At 41.9% G+C, this 21,124-nt stretch carries 17 protein-coding genes; 1 reads left to right on the forward strand and 16 read right to left on the reverse strand.

Annotation, left to right across the window (positions count from 1 at the left end; translation table 11 throughout):
• Nucleotides 1-60 precede the first annotated feature (60 nt).
• On the reverse strand, nt 61-2,304 hold the full coding sequence (gene ftsH, locus G585_RS0101800) for an ATP-dependent zinc metalloprotease FtsH (protein WP_022772559.1): 2,244 nt from the start codon (nt 2,302-2,304) through the stop codon (nt 61-63).
• 176 nt (nt 2,305-2,480) lie between these two features.
• Here ftsH and G585_RS0101805 point away from each other — a divergent pair, with 176 nt between their 5' ends.
• Entirely contained in the window at nt 2,481-4,091 is a 1,611-nt protein-coding gene (locus G585_RS0101805; RefSeq protein WP_022772560.1) for a CTP synthase, read from the forward strand.
• 265 nt (nt 4,092-4,356) lie between these two features.
• Here G585_RS0101805 and nagZ read toward each other — a convergent pair whose 3' ends face one another.
• From nagZ to G585_RS0101880, 15 genes are all read right to left on the reverse strand, one after another.
• Entirely contained in the window at nt 4,357-5,892 is a 1,536-nt protein-coding gene (gene nagZ, locus G585_RS0101810; protein ID WP_022772561.1) for a beta-N-acetylhexosaminidase, read from the reverse strand.
• Nucleotide 5,893: 1 nt separating this feature from the next.
• Nucleotides 5,894-6,781 carry an N-acetylglucosamine kinase gene (locus G585_RS0101815; RefSeq protein ID WP_022772562.1) on the reverse strand — a complete coding sequence of 296 codons (888 nt, stop codon included), beginning with the start codon at nt 6,779-6,781 and terminating at the stop codon, nt 5,894-5,896.
• 14 nt (nt 6,782-6,795) lie between these two features.
• Nucleotides 6,796-7,935: an exo-beta-N-acetylmuramidase NamZ family protein gene (locus G585_RS0101820; protein WP_022772563.1), complete on the reverse strand. Its 1,140-nt coding sequence runs from the start codon at nt 7,933-7,935 to the stop codon at nt 6,796-6,798.
• A gap of 21 nt (nt 7,936-7,956) precedes the next feature.
• Nucleotides 7,957-9,117: an anhydro-N-acetylmuramic acid kinase gene (locus G585_RS0101825; RefSeq protein ID WP_022772564.1), complete on the reverse strand. Its 1,161-nt coding sequence runs from the start codon at nt 9,115-9,117 to the stop codon at nt 7,957-7,959.
• Entirely contained in the window at nt 9,101-9,994 is an 894-nt protein-coding gene (gene murQ / locus G585_RS0101830; protein ID WP_022772566.1) for an N-acetylmuramic acid 6-phosphate etherase, read from the reverse strand. The genes G585_RS0101825 and murQ overlap by 17 nt, the downstream gene beginning before the upstream one ends.
• A 19-nt stretch (nt 9,995-10,013) precedes the next feature.
• On the reverse strand, nt 10,014-10,880 hold the full coding sequence (locus tag G585_RS0101835; RefSeq protein WP_022772568.1) for a carbohydrate ABC transporter permease: 867 nt from the start codon (nt 10,878-10,880) through the stop codon (nt 10,014-10,016).
• Between the two features lie 20 nt (nt 10,881-10,900).
• Nucleotides 10,901-11,815 (reverse strand): carbohydrate ABC transporter permease, encoded by a 915-nt coding sequence (locus G585_RS0101840; RefSeq protein ID WP_022772569.1) that lies wholly within the window; start codon nt 11,813-11,815, stop codon nt 10,901-10,903.
• A gap of 79 nt (nt 11,816-11,894) precedes the next feature.
• Nucleotides 11,895-13,352, reverse strand: a complete 1,458-nt coding sequence (locus G585_RS0101845; protein WP_022772570.1) for an ABC transporter substrate-binding protein — start codon at nt 13,350-13,352, stop codon at nt 11,895-11,897.
• A 141-nt stretch (nt 13,353-13,493) separates the two neighbouring features.
• Entirely contained in the window at nt 13,494-14,342 is an 849-nt protein-coding gene (locus G585_RS0101850) for a MurR/RpiR family transcriptional regulator (RefSeq protein ID WP_022772571.1), read from the reverse strand.
• Between the two features lie 15 nt (nt 14,343-14,357).
• Nucleotides 14,358-15,083 carry a glucosamine-6-phosphate deaminase gene (nagB, locus tag G585_RS0101855; protein ID WP_022772572.1) on the reverse strand — a complete coding sequence of 242 codons (726 nt, stop codon included), beginning with the start codon at nt 15,081-15,083 and terminating at the stop codon, nt 14,358-14,360.
• Nucleotides 15,084-15,243: 160 nt separating this feature from the next.
• Complete coding sequence (locus G585_RS0101860; RefSeq protein ID WP_022772574.1) at nt 15,244-16,878, reverse strand: extracellular solute-binding protein; 1,635 nt, start codon at nt 16,876-16,878, stop codon at nt 15,244-15,246.
• Nucleotides 16,879-17,015: 137 nt separating this feature from the next.
• Entirely contained in the window at nt 17,016-17,882 is an 867-nt protein-coding gene (locus tag G585_RS0101865; RefSeq protein ID WP_022772575.1) for a carbohydrate ABC transporter permease, read from the reverse strand.
• The gene (locus G585_RS0101870) at nt 17,882-18,799 is read right to left on the reverse strand and encodes an ABC transporter permease (protein WP_022772577.1); all 918 of its coding nucleotides are present in this window, start codon (nt 18,797-18,799) and stop codon (nt 17,882-17,884) included. The genes G585_RS0101865 and G585_RS0101870 overlap by 1 nt, the downstream gene beginning before the upstream one ends.
• Before the next feature lie 226 nt (nt 18,800-19,025).
• Nucleotides 19,026-20,033, reverse strand: coding sequence for an ABC transporter ATP-binding protein (locus tag G585_RS0101875; RefSeq protein WP_022772578.1), 1,008 nt, complete (start codon nt 20,031-20,033; stop codon nt 19,026-19,028).
• Nucleotides 20,020-21,117 (reverse strand): ABC transporter ATP-binding protein, encoded by a 1,098-nt coding sequence (locus G585_RS0101880; RefSeq protein WP_022772579.1) that lies wholly within the window; start codon nt 21,115-21,117, stop codon nt 20,020-20,022. Before G585_RS0101880 ends, G585_RS0101875 begins: the two co-directional genes overlap by 14 nt.
• Nucleotides 21,118-21,124 lie beyond the last annotated feature (7 nt).

The following is a 21,124-nucleotide window of genomic DNA, read 5'->3' on the forward strand; positions in this document are numbered from 1 at the left end:
CCTTATAGATAAAGGGGAACAGAATAAATTCTGCTTCCCCTTTTGTTTAATAATTCTTTATCACTTGTCAAAATCACTTGGTACATGTGAGAACAATCCGCCGCCCTGAGGCTGTGCCTGCTCTTCCTGAGGTTGTTCTTCATGAGAAGCTTCTGCTTCCTGCTCTGCAGGTTCACTTGCTGCATCTGCACTGTCAAAAGAACTTTCAGGCTCGAAAATACTCTGTGGTGCCTCATAAGCAGTCTGCTGAGCTGGTTCAGAAGTTTCCTCTGTTTCAGGAGTCTGTTTTTTCTCTTCCTTACTTTTAATAGGAACATTCTCTCCTACAAGAGCTGACTCAGCGCGAGTTGCATAGATTCTGCCATGCTTTGCTGCTTCTGCCTCTTCCTCTGTAGGTTCAGGGATATTGCAAACCTCACGGTAAATCTTCATGAACTCTTTACCTGTGATAGTCTCTTTCTCAATAAGGAACTGAGCAATCTTGTCCATTGCATCAAGGTGTTCTCTGATGATCTGTTTAGCCTTCTCGTAGCAGTCAGCAAGGAGTTTTTTAACTTCCTCGTCAACAAGTGCTGCTGTCTGATCGCTGCAATTTAGAACTCTGTTTCCATCGAGATATCTGTTCTGCACAGATTCAAGCTGCATAAGTCCGAATCTGTCGCTCATACCGAACATAGTGATCATGCTGCGGGCCATGTTGGTAGCCTTCTCAATATCGTTCTCAGCACCTGTTGTTACTGTATTGAAAATTACCTCTTCTGCAGCTCTTCCGCCGAGTGAAACAATGATGTCATCTATGATCTCATCTTTTGTCTGAAGGTATTTCTCATCCTCTGGAACCTGCATTACATAACCAAGAGCACCCATTGTTCTGGGAACGATAGTGATCTTCTGCACTGGCTCTGTGTTCTTCTGAACTGCACTGATAAGGGCATGTCCAACTTCGTGGTAAGAAACGATCTTGCGCTCTTCTTTGCTGAGGATGCGGTCTTTCTTTTCCTTACCTACAAGTACCTGCTCAACAGCTTCCATAAGATCCTGCTGGCATACATATTCTCTGTGAGCTTTGACTGCATTGATAGCAGCTTCGTTGATCATGTTAGCGAGGTCTGAACCAACAGCTCCGCTTGTTGCAAGGGCGATACCCTTAAGATCAACTGTCTCATCCATCTTAACGTCTTTTGAATGAACTTTGAGGATCTCTTCTCTTCCCTTAAGGTCAGGCTTATCAACGATGATACGTCTGTCAAAACGTCCGGGACGAAGAAGGGCTTTATCAAGGATTTCAGGTCTGTTGGTTGCACCAAGGATAAGTACACCCTTTGATGAATCAAATCCATCCATCTCTGAAAGGAGCTGGTTAAGAGTCTGCTCTCTTTCCTCATTGCCACCGCCGTACTTGCTGTCACGGCTTCTACCGATAGCATCAATCTCATCGATAAAGATGATACAAGGTGCATTCTTACTTGCTTCACTGAAAAGATCTCTTACACGGCTGGCACCCACACCAACGTACAACTCGATGAAGTCTGAACCTGCAAGTGAATAAAATGGTACATGTGCCTCACCGGCTACAGCCTTTGCAAGAAGTGTCTTACCTGTTCCTGGAGGTCCTACAAGAAGAGCTCCCTTTGGAAGTTTAGCACCGATCTTTGCATATTTTGCAGGGTTATGAAGGAAGTCTACCACTTCTACAAGAGACTCTTTTGCCTCATCTTCACCTGCTACATCTTTAAAGGTAATACCTGTTTCTTTCTGAACATAAACCTTAGCATTGCTCTTTCCAACGCTGAGTGGTCCGCCGCCTTTACCCATTCTTCTGAAGATAACTGAAAGAATGAGCCAAAGAAGAAGGATTGGAGCAACATACTGAATAATAAAGGCAAGGATAAGTCCTGAGCTGTCAGGTACTTCACTGCTGACTTCAACGCCTGCCTCAAGCATTCTCTGTGTAAGAACGCTATCCTCTTCAGCCTTACCTGTGTAATATGTCACATAGGAATTACCTGTCCAATAGTAGTATCCGATTCCAAGCTGGTCCTCGGATTTATTCTCCTTTGGATAGATATCGATCCTGTCACTTTCGATGACTATTTTTTCTACTTCACCTTTATCTACCATATTAATAAATTCGGTGTAGGTAACTTCTCTGTTGGTATTCTCAGAAAAAGCTCTCAAAAAATATGTCATGCAGACCATTGTTACCAGGGCTGCCACCAAAAGAAGTATTATATTTTGGCGTCTTGGAGAATTGTTTCCCCCTCCAAGAGGGTTATTATTTCTCTGATTTTGATTATTATCCATTTTTTAATTCCATTCTCTAACGTGTTATGTTATACTACAACCTGTTTGTGCTATAATTAAAATGATATTTTCATAGCACCGTATCATACTATTATATAGAGTACAATTCAATAATTCAATTACAATTAATTCTTAATCTCTGAAAGTTTTATTAATTCACGCAGGAGGAATCAAAAATGGCTGTAAAGTATATCTTTGTGACTGGTGGTGTTGTATCAGGTCTGGGAAAGGGGATAACTGCCGCTTCGCTTGGCAGGCTATTAAAGGCCCGCGGATATAAAGTTACAATGCAGAAGTTTGACCCCTACATCAACATTGACCCCGGAACAATGAACCCTGTTCAGCACGGCGAAGTATTCGTCACTGAAGATGGTACTGAAACCGACCTCGATCTTGGCCACTATGAAAGATTCATAGATGAGAATCTTGATAAGAATTCTAACGTTACAACCGGTAAGATTTACTGGTCTGTTCTTCAGAAAGAGCGCCGCGGTGACTATGGCGGACGCACAGTACAGGTTATTCCTCACATTACAAATGAGATTAAGAGTAAATTCTATAGAAACTTCACCGATGATGATACAAGAATTGCAATCATAGAAGTCGGCGGAACAGTCGGCGACATCGAAAGCCAGCCTTTCCTTGAAGCTATCAGACAGTTCCAGCACGAAGTCGGACATGAAAATGCAATGCTCATCCTTGTATCACTTATTCCTTATCTTCGCGTTTCACAGGAAATCAAAACAAAACCAACTCAGTCAGCTGTTAAGACAATGCAGGGAATGGGTCTTCAGCCAGACGTTATCGTATGTAGAAGTGAGGTTGAACTTGATCAGGATACAAAGGACAAGATAGCTCTTTTCTGTAATGTACCAAGCAGCCACGTTCTCAACAACCTTGACCTTGAATATCTGTATGAAGCTCCTCTTGCAATGGAAAAAGAGCATTTAGCGCAGGTTGCCTGTGAGTGCCTGCAGCTTGATTGTCCTGAGCCAGACCTTACAGACTGGAAGGCAATGGTAGATACTCTCTACTCACTTAAGCACGAAGTTAAGGTTGCACTTGTTGGTAAATATACTCAGCTCCACGATGCTTACATCAGCGTTGTAGAAGCTCTTAAGCACGGCGGAATCTCCAATCAGACTGCTGTAGATATCAAGTGGGTTGATTCAGAGACAGTTAATGATGACAACGTAGCTGAGATTCTTTCAGATGTAGACGGAATCATCGTTCCTGGTGGTTTTGGTGATCGTGGAATAGAAGGTATGATTTCTTCTATTAAATATGCTCGTGAGAACAACATCCCATTCCTAGGTCTTTGCCTTGGAATGCAGCTGGCTATTGTTGAGTTTGCACGTGATGTTATCGGATATAAGGATGCTCATTCTATCGAATTTGATCCTAATACAACACATCCTATGATAGCTCTTTTGCCTGATCAGAATGGTGTTGAGGATATCGGCGGAACACTTCGTCTTGGCTCATATCCATGTGTTCTCGACAAAGAGTCTAAGGCATTTGAGCTTTTTGGTTCAGAGAACATAACAGAGCGTCATCGTCACAGATACGAAGTAAACAATGACTACAGAAATGTTCTGGTACAGAACGGCTTAAAGCTTTGCGGTATGTCACCAGATGGCAGAATTGTTGAGATGATCGAACTTCCATCCAACGATTTCCACATGGCAACACAGGCTCACCCAGAGCTTAAGTCCCGTCCAAACAGACCACATCCACTGTTCTCCGGATTCATCAAGGCATCCCTTGAGCACGAGAACAAGAGATGAGGATAGGACGCGTAAAGTATTTTCAGTAGTCAAAAGGCCTGCTCTCTCGGATTTTTCGATGTGATAAAGCTAGATATAAAACACCCCAAAATGACTTGTTTCATGCTTATTCAAAACACAAGTCATTTTGGGGCTTTTTTATATCAGTTTATCATCATCTCAAAATAAATCGTTCGCAGGTCTTTTGCCTACCGGAAATGCTTTTCGCTGTTCTACGCCCATATCCATAGACCGTGAACCAGAAAGGATTCAATACGGAGAGACATTATAACTTAACCGGCAGTTTTCCAGAAGCTTTGATTTCCTTATCAAGTAACTTACCTATAAGGTTGATCATTGGCAGTGTATATTCAAATGCTGCATATTTCCACACAGTATCAGGTATGTCCCTTAGATCATATGGGTTTCGGAGTGCGAATATAGCGGCTTTAGGATTTTTTTCCAATACCTTTTCTATCAGCTTTAGTTGGCCGCCGAATACATGGGCATTGTAGGTGCCAACGATTACAAAAGAGCTCTTGCTGGCAAGTTCTGCTGCTCTTTCTATCTCTTCCTCGCTTGGATTTTCACTAATTACCAGTGCTTTTCCTCCTAAGCGGTCTGCCAGAATTTCACAAAATGATGAAGCGACGTCTTCTTTGACATTGCCAACAAGGCCTACATTAAATGGTCTGGGGCTTATAAAGAGAGTGTCTGAGTCAATCCTAAGAGGATAATCTGCTTTTGAAACTAGAGTAAGAGTTTGTTCTCTGATGTCCTCAATTTTTTCTTTAAATTCTTGGCTACTTTTATCTTCCTTTATACATTTTAAATACTTTTCTTTATACGAGAGTATTCGATCTGCGCTTTCCTTGATGCTCTCAGCCGATATGCTTCCATCATTTATAGCAGCTTCTATCCTGGATATAACTTTATGGAAATATGAAGGAGTGTGAGAGATCATTATAATATCTGCACCTGCTTTAAATGCAGCCAAAGCACCCTCTTCTACGCCATAAAACTTTTTTATAGCCTGCATTTCAAGGCAGTCTGTGAGTATAAGTCCCTTGAATCCCATTTCTTTTCTCAATAAGTCTGTCAGGATTTTCCTGGACATTGTGGCAGGAATCATGTCTTTTTCAACCTTAGGAAAAAGAATATGTGCAGACATTATTGCAGGAACTTTGTTTTCAACTGCTGCCTTAAATGGAACTAGTTCCATCCCTTTAAGTTCGTCCAATGTCTTATCAACGCACGGAAGTGTCACATGGGAATCTGTTGACACATCGCCGTGTCCGGGAAAGTGCTTTGCACATGAAAGAACGCCTGCATCATCAAGGCCTTTTGCCATTTGCAGAGCATACTCACTTACTTTCTCCGGGGTATCTCCATAGCTTCTACACCCAATTATAGGATTAGAAGGATTAGAATTAATATCCATAACCGGTGCCAGATTAAAGTTGATTCCAAGCTCTTTTAGCTGTAATCCTGTATAGTAGCCCGCAGTGTAAGCATTGTGCGAGTCACCTGTGGCTGAGATTGCCATGGCTCCTGGAATATTTCCCATGTTTTCAGACAGACGCGCTACCATTCCGCCTTCCTGATCGATCATGATAAATGGGGGATAACCCGTAACAGAAGTAATATACTCTTTGATCTCTGCGCAGAGTTTTTTTATCTGCTCCTCATCTTTGAGGTTCTCCTTAAAAAGAATGATATTGCCAATCTTGTATTTTTTTATAACTTCCTTAACTTCTTCATTAAACTCATATCCCGGAAAACCAACAACAAACTTCTGGCCCACCATCTCTTCAATTGTCATGTCAAACCTCTTTCATAGCCAGTCTAAGGGCTCCTACTGATGCATCTTCCTGAGGAAAAAAAATTTTTAATCCTGCTCGTTTTTCCAATTTTTCTCTGATATGATCATTCTTTTGAAGAACGCTTCCCCAAAGAGCCACCTCGGAGCCAAACCCAAGTCTCTTTTTCACTGCACTGATCAAACTGTTAAGCTCTTCTACAACAGCATCCTCTATAGCCATTGCCACAGGATCACCTCGTTTTATTCCTTCTGACAATAAAGGAGCCAGTGCCGCAATATCTCCCTTGTTGGTGTCTTTTGAATAGATGTATCCTATCAGTTCTCTGATGTCTTTGATCCCAAGCCTGTCAAATACCAGTTCCCTGAACACTGTGTTTTCGCCTCGGCCATCCTCTGCCCTTACTACCGCCTCCAGGATTCTTATAGATATGTCATAAGCGCTGCCCTTATCATCGATGAGATGGCCATAACCACCTGCTCTTGCGCTCATTCCATCAGGTCTTTTTCCAAAGCAAAGACTCCCGGTGCCTGAAATAAGAAGTATTCCATACTGCTCGGGGAATGCTGCAGAAAATGCTGTTTCATGATCCCCATAAATTCTATAATTTCTAAAGCCTGCTTCGCTCATGGCTGCTGCGAAGCCTTCTCTAATCTGCACATTGCTAATGCCCGCAAGTCCTATGGCAAGGCCTTTGCAATCATCAGGGCTCCCAACATTTTTAGTAATGCTATTTACTATATCCATTATATTTTGGATAAAAGAATCCTTGGAAAGCCCATTCCCGTTTAGAGCCGGTCCTATTCCTGAATAAATCTCTTTTCCATTTTCATCTGCGCAAACAAATCTGCTGCCGGTGCCTCCACCGTCGATTCCAGCATAAAAACTCATCTAGTCATCCCCACTTAATCATATATATGAAACTCATTTTTTCTGATCTGAAATTCTGCCTGTTCCTGTTTTATCTTTTCGATTATTTCTGCAGCCTTAAAGTCTTTATCTAACGGCATTCCTGAGAGTAGTTGTATAAATGGCTTGTCTCTGCCTGCCACAGGTGGCAAAAACTCAAATTCATCATATGCTCTATCCAGTATTTCAAGCAGCGTTATTCCCATTTCAAAAGGCTTTGCTTTTTCTCTGTCGGTGATATGAATGTGAATTCCGCCGCAGTACTTTCCTGCATGCTTGGAAGTATAGGGATTAAAGAAATATGGAGTTGCAAAAAATCCCTCAAGTCTTCTGCCATTGAATTCCTTAGCGAGTTTTTCCGAATCCTTGATATAAGAAGCTCCAATGACACTAAAGGGGTTTGCTGTCCCCCTGCCCTCGGATGCATTTGTCCCTTCTATAAGGCAGGTTCCCACATAAACAAGTGCTGTCTCGAAGGTCGGAATATTGGGGCTTGGCATGATCCAGTTAAGTCCTGTCTCAGGAAAAAGAGCTGATCTTTGCCACCCCTTACATGGAACAACTGTTATATCTGCTCCAAGCTTTTGCTCTATATTGACCATATTTGCAAACTCACCCGGAGTAAGGCCATACCTTACAGGAAGTGAATAGCAGCCGACAAAGCTAAACTCCTCTTTGGGTAAAATATTTCCTTCCGTAATCACTCCGCCAAGGGGATCTGGCCTATCCAGTACAACTATCTTTTTACCTTTTTTGGCGCAATCCTCTATCACATTTTTGAGCGACGAAATAAAGGTGTAATATCTGCTGCCCACATCCTGTATGTCATAGACGATGATGTCAAAAAGATCCAGCATTTCTTCTGTCATTCTTCGTCTCTGACCTTCGTAGAGACTATATACAGGAAGCCCTGTCGCTTTGTCGTGGAAGTTTTTTACCGTAGCAGCATCCTCGATGTCTCCCCTGATCCCATGCTCTGCACCAAAGAGAACTTTTAGATCACAGATTTCTTTTAGGGCATCTATAGTGCTCTTCCCATCGATACGCCTTCCTGTCGGTGTTGTAATAAGTCCGACTCTTCCTCCCTGAAATACATCCCTATATTCTTCTAACCTATCCGCTCCACACAAAACCATCTAATTCAAAGCTCCTGTTAACTAGTAAGTAATCCTTCCCATAATAACGGGGTGATCTGCCCCTGTGACAGATGGCACATTATTGCATTTCCTCTGCATTGTCTCATGAGCCAGCACCGCCATGGCTACCGCTTCTTTGGCGTCAGGGTTTATTCCTGCCTCTTCTGCCTTCATCACCCGGCAATCCAAAAACAGCTCTTTTAAATAAGTCATGATTGCCTCATTGTGTGCGCCACCTCCGCTTACAATGAGCTTTGAAGGATAAACAGAGGAGAACTCTCTAACTGAATAATATACACATTCCGCTGTGTACCTGCTTACCGTCGCGATCATGTCAACTTTACTGATATTATTAGTGGTGCAAAACTCATATATATCTTTTAGAAAAACAGAATTGTAATGTTCTCTCCCAGTTGATTTTGGCGGCACAATCTTAAGGTAATCATCCTGCATCATATGGTCCAAAAGAGCTTTCGAAGCTTCCCCTGAAAGAGCTATTTTACCGCCTTCGTCATAGGCTTTCTCGCCCTGAGTGTAGTCCTTTACCATCTGGTCTATAAGTAAATTCCCAGGGCCGGTGTCAAAAGCTACAACATCATCAATCCTGCCATTTGCCGGTATGATTGTAATATTTGATATTCCCCCAATATTTAGCAGCGCCACATCTTTATCTTCTCTATACAAAAGAAATTCTGTATATGGCACAATTGGAGCCCCTTGTCCACCTGCTGCCATATCCCTGGGTCTAAAATCACTGACCGCAGGACATCCCATTTTTTCGCAGATAAAACTAGGATCTCCAATCTGAAGTGTTCCTCTTATTGTATTCCCCAGATAAGCTACGGCTTTTGGCTGATGCCACAGGGTCTGACCATGGCATCCGACAAAAGAAATATCATGCTTATCCACACCCGCTTTCTGGCATAAACTGACACATGCGTCTGCATAAAGCTTCCCAAGGAGCTCCTGCATAAGGCATATTTCTCTGGTTCCGCCATTAGTTCCCTTCGAAAGGGATATCAATGTTTCTTTTACCTCTTCCGAATAGGGATAACATTCAAATTCTAAAAGCTCAGCTTCTACTGAGCTATTGTCCTGTGATATCTTAACAAGCGCCGCATCAATCCCGTCCATGGATGTGCCGCTCATTAAGCCAATCGCAAGTTCACTCTGACAGTGCATCCGATATTATTCCTCCCGCATCAGCCAGTATGCTCTGTGCTTTATCAGCTTCAACGCCCTTCTTTATCATGACTATAGCGACCTTGGGCTTATAATCGCATTTTTTCAGCGTTTCAACAGCCACTTCTCTCGTAACACCTGTTGCCCTCTGAACTATGGTCTCGCATCTGTTTACAAGTTTTTCATTTGAAGCCTTAACATCAACCATCAGGTTACCATATACTTTTCCAAGTTTTATCATGGTGCCTGTGGATATCATATTCAATATCATTTTCTCAGCAGTACCGCTCTTTAACCTGGTAGAACCTGTTATTACTTCAGGCCCTGTCTCGGGCGCAATGCCTATATCTGCAAGTTCATCTATTTCAGAACCGGGACAACTTGTCACACCTACCACTTTGCAGCCAATGCTTCGCGCATACTTCATAGCGCCGATAACATAAGGAGTTCTGCCTGACGCAGCAAGCCCTACTACCAGGTCTCTGTCAGATAATTTTTTCTCCTCCAGGTCTTTTGCCCCAAGTTCATAGGAATCCTCTGCCCCTTCCACCGCTGAAAAGATAGCAGTAGTTCCACCGGCAATCAGCCCCAGCACCATTGATGGGTCCGTTGAAAAAGTCGGAGGGCACTCAACTGCATCCAGGATTCCCAGTCTCCCTGATGTGCCGCATCCAACATATATTAGCCTTCCGCCAACTTTCAACCGCTCCGCAGCACTTTCAATTGCCTCTGCAACCTGTGGCAATACTTTTTCAACTGCATATGCTACCTGCTTATCTTCGCTGTTGATGAGCTTTACCATCTCCAATGTATCAAGTCTGTCGATATGCTCCGTTCTCTCATTTCTTTGCTCTGTTGCTATATTAGAAAGATCCATTTATAACCTGCTCCTTATATCAGCCTTTTACTGCGCCAACTGTGACGCCTTCCAAAAAGTATTTTTGTAAAGAGAAAAACAATACAAACATAGGTATTACTGAAATGCAGGCTCCTGCCATCATAGGTGACAAAAGAGAGCCATTGGCAAACTTAAATGTCTTAAGTCCTACCTGGATCGTGTACATTTCTTCTTTTGACGTAACCAGAAATGGCCAAAAGAACGTGTTCCACGAATTCAGGAATGTGTTTATTGCCATTACTGACAGAATTGTCTTTGATAAAGGAAGGATTATTTTGTTGAAGATCATAAGCTGACTGCATCCTTCAATTTTTGCACTTTCAATAAGCGCGGTTGGAATTCCCTGAAAAAACTGTTTAGCCATAAAAATGTTGTAGGCTGTGCACATCCCCGGAAGTATCAGCGCGGGGTATGTATTTGTCATATGGAAATTTTTTACTATTAAAATATAAAGCGGGACCTGCGTAACCTGATAAGGTATCATCATTGAAAGCAGTATTACAAAGAACAGAAAACTTCTGCCTCTGAATTTAATTTTTGAAAATGCATAACCTGCCATTCCGGCAAAGATAACATTTCCAAGTACAGTAAAGGTTGCCACAATAATACTGTTCCAGATCCATTTCAGCGAATAATTGCTAAAGCTTATAAATGCCTTGTAGGAATCAAGTGACCACCTTCCCGGAAAAATGTTATAGGATGTGGATGCAGATTCGATAGCAGGTCCAAACGACCACGCAAACATATATACAATTGGGAACAGTGATACTGCTGCAAACGCGATCAAAAAGACTGCGATCAGAGAATTTCTTATGTAAAAAATACTTCTATTATGTAGATGTTGAGAATAAAGTCCAGTTGCCATTTTTGCTTTCCCCTAATATGTCAATACTCAATATCTTCTCCCATTAACTTAAACTGGAGTGTTGTAAGTGCTGCTATAACAATTGCCAGCAAGATTGCCTGGGCGCATGCAAGTCCATATTTTCCATAGGTAAATGCATTGTTAAATATCAGCAGTCCGATCATGGTTGTATTATTGTCCGGACCTCCACCTGTCATCATGTAGGCATTCATGAACACCTGAAAAGATCCGATCACGCCCGTTACCAAAAGAAATAATGTGGTAGGTCTGCACATAGGAAGCACGATATATCTGATCTTTTGGAAAAACTTCGCTCCATCCATTTCAGCTGCTTCATAATATGTGTTATCAATACCATGAAGTGCCGCAATGTATATGATGATATTTGCACCATGACTTGATAAAAGAGCCATAATGATCAGCGAAAGCATGGCAGTCTTACTTGATGAAAGCCAGTTCTGTGATGTTGCTCCAAAAAGAGCCAGTACTCTGTTGAATATTCCATTTGGAGAGGCATCATAGAGCCAGAGCCATACAACTGAGATTGCCACACCTGAAGCTATTCCAGGCAGATAGTAGATTCCTTTGAACACTGACTGCACACTCTTTGTAAAAGGAACTATCATGATCGCTATTGAAAATGAAAGTATCAGAGACAGCGGAATGACAACCACTGTATAAACAAGAGTGTTCTTGATGGACTTCCAAAATAGGTCGTTTCCCAATGCTGTTATGTAATTTTCAAATCCAACAAATTCAGAACCGAATGGCTTATATTCCTGAAAGCTGGTAATCACCGCGGATATCACAGGATAAAGGGTAAAGATCACGAATACAGCTACTGCCACACCTATAAATCCCCATCCGCTTATGTTGTCTGCCATATGATATCTTGGCTTTGAAAGATTCTTTTTTTGTATTTCCTGCTTTTTCAAGGGTTGCACTCCTTTTAAGAAAGCCCCACCTGCTCTCGGCGGGAGGGGCTTTTCACATTTTCATGTGGTATTGATTTATTTATTTGATCCAGCCGGATGCACAGTTCTCTTCGCCAAAGAGCTTATATGCTTCTGTGCAGATTGCATCATACACATCCTTAGCAGTTGTCTCGCCTGCAAGAAGTGCCTGGAACTTAGGAACGATTGTCTCATCCATCATTGTCTTTGCGTTAGCACTCTGCTCTGCAGAAATACCTGTAGGAGGTGCAACAACCTTAGAAATAGCATATGCTACAGCTGCTGCGTTCTCATCTGACTGATCAAGCTCGAAGCTTTCCTGTGCCTTTCTTGCTGATTCGCAAACACCTGTAAGATATACAGCGTTATCTACAGTTGCAGCTCTTTCACCTGAGCAAAGGAAATCCATGAACTTAAGAACATTCTGAAGGTGCTCATCAGTTGTGTTGTTGTTTCTGAGTGCGATCATTCCATCAACTGTACCAAATACTGATGCTGTTGCATTGTCCATTGTTGGAACAGGAAGGAATACATATTCCATCTCAATTGTTCCCTCAACTGCCTCAGGGTCTTTTGCCTGCATCTTCTCAATATTTCTCTTGATATTGTTTTCAAAAAGAGGCATTGCCTTACCTGTAAGCATTGTCTGGCCTGTCTGAAGCATTACAAGTCTCTGGCCTGCTTCTACAGCGTAGTTAGGCATATAGCCTGATGATGTCATAGTCTCAACAGCTTCAAGAAGTGAAAGCATGTTGTCTGATGTATAAGAATACTTAAGATCCTGTGTGAAACTTGAAGTAATTCCTGCTGATACACCAAAGATATTTATGAAGTCCTGTGTTGTTGCGCCTGCGTTGGCAAATACAAAACCAAAGCGGTCACTTGTTGTTCCGTTTTTGATAACATCCAGGAACTGATCATATGTCCAGCCACTGGTCTGAATCTTGGTAACATCTGCGCCTGCGGCTTCGAGCATCTCTCTGTTTCCACCAAGGGCCTGAATTGTGATATAAAGTGGAAGTCCATAGAGAGTCCCCTCAAGAGTCATATAATCCAGCGCATTCTGATCATAGTCAGACAGTCTTTCAGGATCTATGTACTTAGAGATATCAATTGCTGTTCCGTTCTCTACATAAGAACCTATAGCTGCATAGCTTACTTCTGCAATATCGGGAGCTTCGCCGGCGAGTGCCATTGTTGTGAGTTTTTCTGTGTGATCATCCCAGCTTGTTGATATAACATCAATTGTGATGTTGGGATATTCTTTATTAAATTCGCTTATCCATCCCCCTAAAAGATCAACATAGTCCCCAGTAATTGGTGGAACCATAATTGTGATCGTGTCTGTAACATCAGAAGCAGCTGCTGTCTCCTCAGCCTTAGCCTCTTCAGTTTTTGTTTCTGCCTGCTGGGGCTCACTTCCAGCTGTCTGGGTCTCTGTAGCAGCATTGCCACATGCCACAAGGCTTGAAATCATTGCCACAGACAAAACCGATGCCAATACCTTTTTTACTTTCATACATTCCCTCCTTATATGGATATAACTTGAATCCCGAAACAAATACCTTAACTAAATGTTAGACCTTTGATAACACTTTTTCAACAATATTACATCATTACGAAACATTGTTTCATATTCTGTAACTTTTCGGTTGTCGTGTCAGTTTTCAGAATTCTTTTCTATATGGGTGGAATTTATCTGACTTATGCAATAGTCATAATTTGCCGTAGCATAGGCGGTAAAGAGAATATCTACGATATTAAGTTGTGCCATTCGGGAAGAAGTTGCCCCACTTCTGAAAAGAGACTCGCTGGCAGGAGTGTAGAGCACATGGTCCGCCATTTTTGACATAGTCGAAGGCGCAAATCGTGTTATAAGAATGCTGGGAGTGTGGTTTATCCCTATCGCTTCCATGCATTTGATCATTTCTGATGTCTCACCGGAATAAGAAATAAAAATAGCTACGTCCTCAGGCTGGGAATTTTTGGCAATAAGATATTGAGAATGCCAGTCCTGAGCTATCAGACACAGCTTATTAACTCGCAAAAATTTGAGGTAAGCATCTTCTGCTACACATAAAGAAGCTCCCATTCCGAACATTCTAAGGCACCTGGCATCAGCTATAAGCTTTGTACACTCTTCAACCCTGTCCACATCCAAAAGTTGCTGAGTCTCCTGCAGAGTCATGATGTTTCTGCTTGTTGTCTTATCGATAATGGTTTTTATACTGTCATCTTTTCTTATACTGTCTCCATTATCCCGCTGCTTACCGTTGTACTGCGCAAGCTCGTAAAGAACAGCCTGTCTGAACTCCTTATAGCCATCAAAGCCAAGATGCTTTGTAAGTCTTACGATAGTTGCAGGTGAAACATATACCTCTTTTGCCAGCTCCCTTATTCCATTTTCAATAACAATGTTGGGGTCCCTAAGGATGTGCTCTGCTGCCATTTTCTCTGCGCTTCCTATATACCCCTGCATTTCTCTAAGTCTAAGTAAAGGATTTTTCACGTCTGTCACCAGCTTTCAGATCAGCGACAGCGCTGCTTCATCAGCAACAAGCGTAAAGTCGGGATGAAGCTGAAGTATAGATGCAGGAACCTGCGGTGTTATCTTGCCAAAGAAAGCCTCTTTGATAATCGGAGCCTTTTTTTCACCATTTGCAACCATCACGATCTTTTTAGCTTTCATGATAGTTCCGATTCCCATTGTATATGCCTGGCGAGGCACCATAGATGCATCTGCAAAAAACCTCTTGTTTGCCTCTATTGTGCTCTCTGTAAGATCAACGATATGTGTTTTTGCCGGAAAAAAATCTGCCGGCTCATTAAATCCTATGTGGCCGTTATTACCTATTCCAAGGAGTTGAAGGTCGATTCCCCCAAGAGCCTCTATTGCCTTCTCATAGCGGTCACACTCGCCTTCCGCATCTTTGTTGGTCCCATCGGGGATATTGACGTTGTTTAAATCTATATTAACCTTTGAAAAAAGGTTTGAATTCATAAAGTATTTGTAGCTCTGATCATTTTGTGGATCAAGACCTACGTATTCATCAAGATTAGCTGTCCTTACCAAAGAAAAATCCAAATCTCCAGCCTTGTACATCTCTACAAGGCGCTCATACAACCCTATTGGTGAAGAACCAGTTGCTAGCCCAAGAACACTGTCCGGTTTCAAAATAATCTGTGATGCCAGTATGTTTGCTGCCTTTCTACTTAGTTCGCCATAATCTTTTGCTCTTACTATCTCCATACTATCCTCCTCACATTCTAATCCACATAACCCCTATAATATTATTATATATCATATCTATATCATCGCATATCCGATAAGCGTTTTACTTTTTGCATTGTAAAGGGGCTGCCGTTAGACAGCCCCTCTTATATATATACCTTCTCTAAGTATCTATATATCAGTTGATTGAATCGTAGTATGCAGCTCTTGAATCAAGGATCTTCTGAAGTCCTGAATTAACAAGTTCCTGATATCCGCTCTCGTAAACAGATTCAAACTGATCTGCAGGAGCACAGATACATGTGTAAACAAATGAAAGCATCTTGTTCTTTATATCTGTTCCGTATGTAGCCTGCTCATCAGAAACATATCCGTATACAGGGAAACGATACTTACCAGTCTGGCAAACTGTGTAGTAGTTCTTGTACCAGTCAACTGAAGCCCAATCCTGCTCCTGTGTCTGATAGTTTGACTCTGACATTGTGTCATAGTTGTTTACCCAATCAAAGTTAAGGTTCATGATGCAAAGGTCATCACATGTTCCAGGATATCCCTTAGCTTCCTTATCAGCTGTTGAAGGTTCTACAGCTACGCCAAGATCGTTGTATGTGAGGTCTGGTGTGTAACGAACCTGAACTGCGTTTGCTGGATCTGCAAGCCAGTTAAGGTACTTCATGCATGCTACTGCCTGCTCATCAGAAGTTGTCTCCTGAGGAATCATTACGAACATAGCATATCTGTACTCATAAGGTGTTCTGTATGATCCGTCTGGAAGATCGAAGCACTGTACAGGGATGAATGAAGCATCTTCAGCGCCAAGTGTTGTGTTGAGAACTGCTGTTGAATCCCAAATATGTGTTGTATCATCAAGAACAAATCCAATCTTGCCGTTTGCTACATCTGCAAGGAATACAGACTCATCTGTATCTGTTGGGAAGTCCTGAGTGATAAGACCATCGTTGTACCATGTGTTGAGCTGCTTGAGACCATCCTTTGATCCTGGAGCAACTGCCATGTAAGCTTCAGCGTATGTGTAAGCAAACTTGTCATCCGGAATATCTACATAAGATCCAAGGAAGTTAAGATACATCTTCTCTGTATCAGCACGTCCGCTCATGCCCCAAGGTGTGCCAAGTCCTGCATCCTTTACAGCATAAAGATACTTGCCAAGTTCTTCTTTTGTCTTAGGAACATCCATTCCGAGCTGATCAAGCCAATCCTTACGGATGTAAGCTGTGTGACGGGCATTTTCTGTTCCTCTCTGTTTCATAACAGCGAACTTCTGATCACCAAGATCAGCAATACCTGTCTGAGCTTCGCCACAGTACTGCTCAATATTTGAACCATACTGCTTGTAAAGATCTGAAAGATCTCTTAAAGCTCCGCTTGATGCGTAATTGTAGAAAAGATCCTGTGAATATGTCATTACGATATTAGGAGCTGTTCCACCTGACATCATAATGTTAACTTTGTCATCTGACTCTGATCTTGGAACAGAAACGTATGAAACGTTAATGTTGTAAAGATCTTTCATCTGCTGCTGGATCCACTGGGTAAGTGCGTTATCTTCAGTTGTTGTGTTAGGTGCAGCATTTCCTCTGTCCCATACCATAACTGTGATATCTACTTCATCGCCCTTAAGGTCCTCTGCTGGTGCCTCTGTAGTAGCAGTTGCATCAGTTGTCTGAGTAGCTGTGTCTGTAGTTGTTGTAGTGTCAGTCTGTGTTGTTGTGTCCGATGAGCTGCCGCAGCCTGTCATTGCGCCTACTACCATAGCTGCGCTAAGAAGTGTTGCCAATAGTTTCTTTTTCATTTGAATCCTCCTTTTAGAAAATAAATCTGAACTCGCTTAGAGTTACATTCTTTTGATAATAAGGAAGTTAAACCTCGCTTCGCTAGGTTTAACACGTTCGCACCAGCTTCGATAAAACCTCAGCAGGTTCTCACAGCTCAGCCTTTCACCGCACCAACCATAATTCCTTTTGTAAAGAATTTCTGAACAAATGGATATACGATAAGCATAGGGAGCATTGAAATTACAATGCTGGCTGCTTTGATGTTTTCTGCTACAAGGTTAGTCTGAAGTCCCTCTTCTACAGATACGTTGATTGATTCAACGAACTGCTTAAGTACCATCTGTACCGTGAAGTACTTGGATGAATTGATATAGTAGAGAACATCACTGATTCCGTTCCATCTTCCTACTGCATAAAAAAGACCAAGTGTTGCAAGTGTAGGATAAACAAGTGGAAGAACTACGTTTAAAAGGCATCTTGCCTCGCTGCATCCGTCTATCTTAGCTGCATCATATATAGCAGAATCAATTCCTTTAAATGCGTTGCACATGATGATCATGTTGTATGCACTAAGTGCACCTGGGATAATAAGCGCCCATACTGTATCGATCATCTTAAAATCTCTTACGTTCAGGTACTCAGGAATTACACCGGGATGCAAATACATTGTGAGCACGAACAGTGTCATAATTATCTTTCCGCCAACGAGCCCTTTCTTTGAAAGAGGGTAAGCGGCAAGAACTGTCATAAGAAGATTTATAATAGTTGATGCAAGCATCAGTACTATTGAATACCAGAAAGAGTTTACAAAGCTTCCACTCTGAAGTGCTCTTGTATAAGCTTCTGTAGTAAGATCAACAGGTAGGATAAATACTTTACCTGCAAGGATTGCGTTCTTTCCACTGAGTGATACAGCAAGTACTCGCAGGATAGGAACCATTGCTATACATGTGATAAGTATAAAAAATGCTGTCCAGAAAAACTGGAATATTCTTTCGTTTTTACTATTGATGGCACTCATTACATGATTCCCTCCTGTCCCATTTTCTTGATAACAGCGTTAGCTGCAAAGACAAGAACTATTCCGACAACTGTCTGGAAAAGACCTACAGCTGTTGCGAAATCGAATCTTCCTGCCGCAAGACCTACTGAATACACATAGGTACTGATAACATCAGAAGCATCTCTTACCAGGGTATTACCCATCATATATGGCCTGTCAAAACTGATGTTTACAAGTCTTCCGATCTGCATGATGAGAAGGACTGTTATTGTTGATGAAATTTGAGGAAGTGTTACATGCCATATTCTCTGAAGTCTTGTAGCTCCATCGATGTAAGCTGCCTCTCCAAGAGATGCATCAGCTGCCATCAAAGCTGCAAGGTAAACAATCAGTGAATAGCCGGCTCCCTGCCATACACCCATGATCCAGTAAACAAATCTCCAGATAAATGAGTTACTAAGGAATGATACGCTCTCTCCGCCAAGAGCTACGATAAGGTTGTTAACAAGTCCTGAGTTTGAAAAGAGCTGTGTAACAATACCTGAAATAATAACCCATGAAAGGAAGTTTGGCAGATACAAAAGTGTCTGTGTTGTCTTTCTTACACCTTCACTTCTCAGCTCATTTAAAAAGATTGCCAAGAAAATCGGGAATGGGAATCCAATAATAAGATCACCAATGTTCAATACCAGAGTATTCTTCAGTGCACTCCAGAAATCCTTTGATGTAAAGGCCTCTTGGAAGTTCGCAAGTCCGATCCATGGGCTTTTCCAGATGCCTTTAAATACGTTGAACTTCTTAAATGCTACTACTACTCCGAGCATTGGTTTGTACTTAAAAAGAATCATATAGATAACCGGAATTATCAGCATAAGATACAGCTGCCAGTTATTTCTTAAATAGACTTTTACTTTACCCTTCTTATCTTTTTTCATAGTTTCTCTTTCCTAACCCCTGTTTTTAAAACGCACGTTGCCGATATAATGATAACTCTTTAATACTTTATCATTGTATACTACTATTTTAACCATGTCATGAATAAGAAACTATAGATAATTTGCTATTATTACTCTAAAACATTGCATTTTTTGTTTTGACCAAAAATATGCACAAAAAGGGCAGATAAACTTTTGTTCATCTGCCCCAAAACTATGATACTAATTATTTTGTTTCCTCATAACTAAAACCGCGAAGGCTTAATTCATTTGCAAGACTGCAGGCTACAAAGTGTCCCTTTTCAATCTCAAAATACTCAGGAGTACACTCCTTACACTTTTCAGTGCAATATCTGCAACGTGTGTGGAAATAGCATCCACTTGGTGGATTAGCCGGGTTAGGAATCTCTCCCCTAAGAGGTATTCTCTCCTGGATAAAGTTTGGATCAGCAACAGGAACTGCTGACATCAAAGCCTCTGTATATGGGTGCTTTGGATGTGTGAATATCTGCTCTGTCTCACCATACTCAACCATTTTGCCAAGGTACATAACACCAACTCTGTCAGATATATGCTCAACTACAGACAGGTCATGAGAAATGAAGATATACGTGAGCTTCATTTCTTTCTGTAAATCCTTAAGAAGGTTTATTACCTGCGCCTGAATTGAAACGTCAAGAGCTGAAACCGCCTCATCACAAACAATGATCTTGGGCTTTATGACCAGCGCTCTTGCAATACCGATACGCTGTCTCTGACCGCCTGAAAATGCATGTGGATATCTCATAAGATAAGCAGGATTAAGGCCTACTTTCTCTGCCATTTCTTTTGCCATCTGATCCATCTGGCTGTCAGGCATCTTGGGATAGTTGGCCTTTAGAGGCTCCTTTATGATATCAAGTACGGTCATTCTTGGGTCAAGAGATGAATACGGATCCTGGAAGATCATCTGGATCTCCTTGCGGATTCCCTTCATCTTCTTTTTATCAACTTTCAGGAAGTCTACTTCTTCTCCTGATTCTGTCCGGTAAAAGACCTCTCCCTCTGAGGCATCGTATGCTCTGACAATACATCTTCCAAGAGTTGTCTTTCCACAGCCGGACTCTCCAACAATTCCTATTGTCTCTCCTTCTCTTACGCTAAAAGAAACATCTGTAACTGCTTTAACAGTGACATTCTTGGAGGTAAAGCGCTTGTGGAGATGCTTTACTTCTAAAATATTATCTTTTTCCACGCTTTTTTCCTCCCTCATCTGGCTCAACAGGATTTGCTGCCTCTTCTGCAAGCCTCTTTTCAACTTCAGCTCTGTGTGCCTGGCAAGCAGGATTAGAGCAGTTAAAGCATGCAATCTTATGTCCTGGCTCTACCTCAACAAGTTCAGGCTCTGCCTTATCGCAAAGTCCCTCAATCCTGCAGTCGCATCTGTCATAGAATCCGCACTGTTTTGGAAGGTTCATGGCAAGCGGCACTGTTCCTTCAATTGAGAACAATCTCTCATCTTTTCTTCCACCAATCTTATGAACTGATCCCATAAGTCCACGAGTATATGGATGCTGAGGATTTGCATATATTGTCTTGGAATCGCCTGTCTCTACAACTTTTCCAAGGTACATAACTGCTACTCTGTCGCACATTCTTGCAACTACGCCCAGGTCGTGTGTGATGAACAGAATAGCCATGTTGAACTCTTTTTGAAGCTCCTTCATCAGCTCAAGGATCTGAGCCTGAATTGTCACATCCAGAGCTGTTGTAGGTTCATCAGCGATCAAAAGCTTTGGATTACATACAAGCGCCATTGCAATGAGTGCTCTCTGAAGCATGCCGCCTGAGAACTCGTGTGGATACTGATTATATCTCTTTTCCACATTTGCGATTCCGACTTTTCTCATGACTTCAAGGGAAATCTCTTTTGCCTTCTTTTTATCCTTAGTTATATGCAAAAGAGTTGCCTCAGTAATCTGATTTCCAATGGTGTACATAGGTGAAAAAGCCACCATAGGTTCCTGGAATATCATTGAAATCTGCTTTCCACGGATATTTCTTATTTCTTTTCCCTTTGGGTCCATCTTAAGAATATCCACTTCAGTGCCATCCTCATTTCTGAACATGATCTCGCCGTGAGGTGTGCACTTTCTGTCATTGATCGCAAGAATTGATTTACATGTGATTGATTTGCCGCAGCCTGACTCTCCAACAAGTCCAAGGGTCTCGCCGCGCTTTATTTCGAAGTTTACTCCTCTTACAGGTGTAAGAGTACCTTCCATCATCTTTATGTCTACATGGAGGTCCTTTACTTCTATAATGTTATCTTTTTCCATAGGTTCC

Source organism: Butyrivibrio sp. AE2015 (assembly GCF_000420825.1).
In the GTDB taxonomy this organism is placed as follows: domain Bacteria; phylum Bacillota; class Clostridia; order Lachnospirales; family Lachnospiraceae; genus Butyrivibrio.

Excerpts from the sequence above, each read along its gene's own strand:
- ftsH (WP_022772559.1), bottom strand. The coding sequence starts at position 2,304 with ATGGATAATAATCAAAATCAGAGAAATAATAACCCTCTTGGAGGGGGA.
- G585_RS0101805 (WP_022772560.1), top strand. The coding sequence starts at position 2,481 with ATGGCTGTAAAGTATATCTTTGTGACTGGTGGTGTTGTATCAGGTCTG.
- nagZ (WP_022772561.1), bottom strand. The coding sequence starts at position 5,892 with ATGACAATTGAAGAGATGGTGGGCCAGAAGTTTGTTGTTGGTTTTCCG.
- G585_RS0101815 (WP_022772562.1), bottom strand. The coding sequence starts at position 6,781 with ATGAGTTTTTATGCTGGAATCGACGGTGGAGGCACCGGCAGCAGATTT.
- G585_RS0101820 (WP_022772563.1), bottom strand. The coding sequence starts at position 7,935 with ATGGTTTTGTGTGGAGCGGATAGGTTAGAAGAATATAGGGATGTATTT.
- G585_RS0101825 (WP_022772564.1), bottom strand. The coding sequence starts at position 9,117 with ATGCACTGTCAGAGTGAACTTGCGATTGGCTTAATGAGCGGCACATCC.
- murQ (WP_022772566.1), bottom strand. The coding sequence starts at position 9,994 with ATGGATCTTTCTAATATAGCAACAGAGCAAAGAAATGAGAGAACGGAG.
- G585_RS0101835 (WP_022772568.1), bottom strand. The coding sequence starts at position 10,880 with ATGGCAACTGGACTTTATTCTCAACATCTACATAATAGAAGTATTTTT.
- G585_RS0101845 (WP_022772570.1), bottom strand. The coding sequence starts at position 13,352 with ATGAAAGTAAAAAAGGTATTGGCATCGGTTTTGTCTGTGGCAATGATT.
- nagB (WP_022772572.1), bottom strand. The coding sequence starts at position 15,083 with ATGGAGATAGTAAGAGCAAAAGATTATGGCGAACTAAGTAGAAAGGCA.
- G585_RS0101860 (WP_022772574.1), bottom strand. The coding sequence starts at position 16,878 with ATGAAAAAGAAACTATTGGCAACACTTCTTAGCGCAGCTATGGTAGTA.
- G585_RS0101865 (WP_022772575.1), bottom strand. The coding sequence starts at position 17,882 with ATGAGTGCCATCAATAGTAAAAACGAAAGAATATTCCAGTTTTTCTGG.
- G585_RS0101870 (WP_022772577.1), bottom strand. The coding sequence starts at position 18,799 with ATGAAAAAAGATAAGAAGGGTAAAGTAAAAGTCTATTTAAGAAATAAC.
- G585_RS0101880 (WP_022772579.1), bottom strand. The coding sequence starts at position 21,117 with ATGGAAAAAGATAACATTATAGAAGTAAAGGACCTCCATGTAGACATA.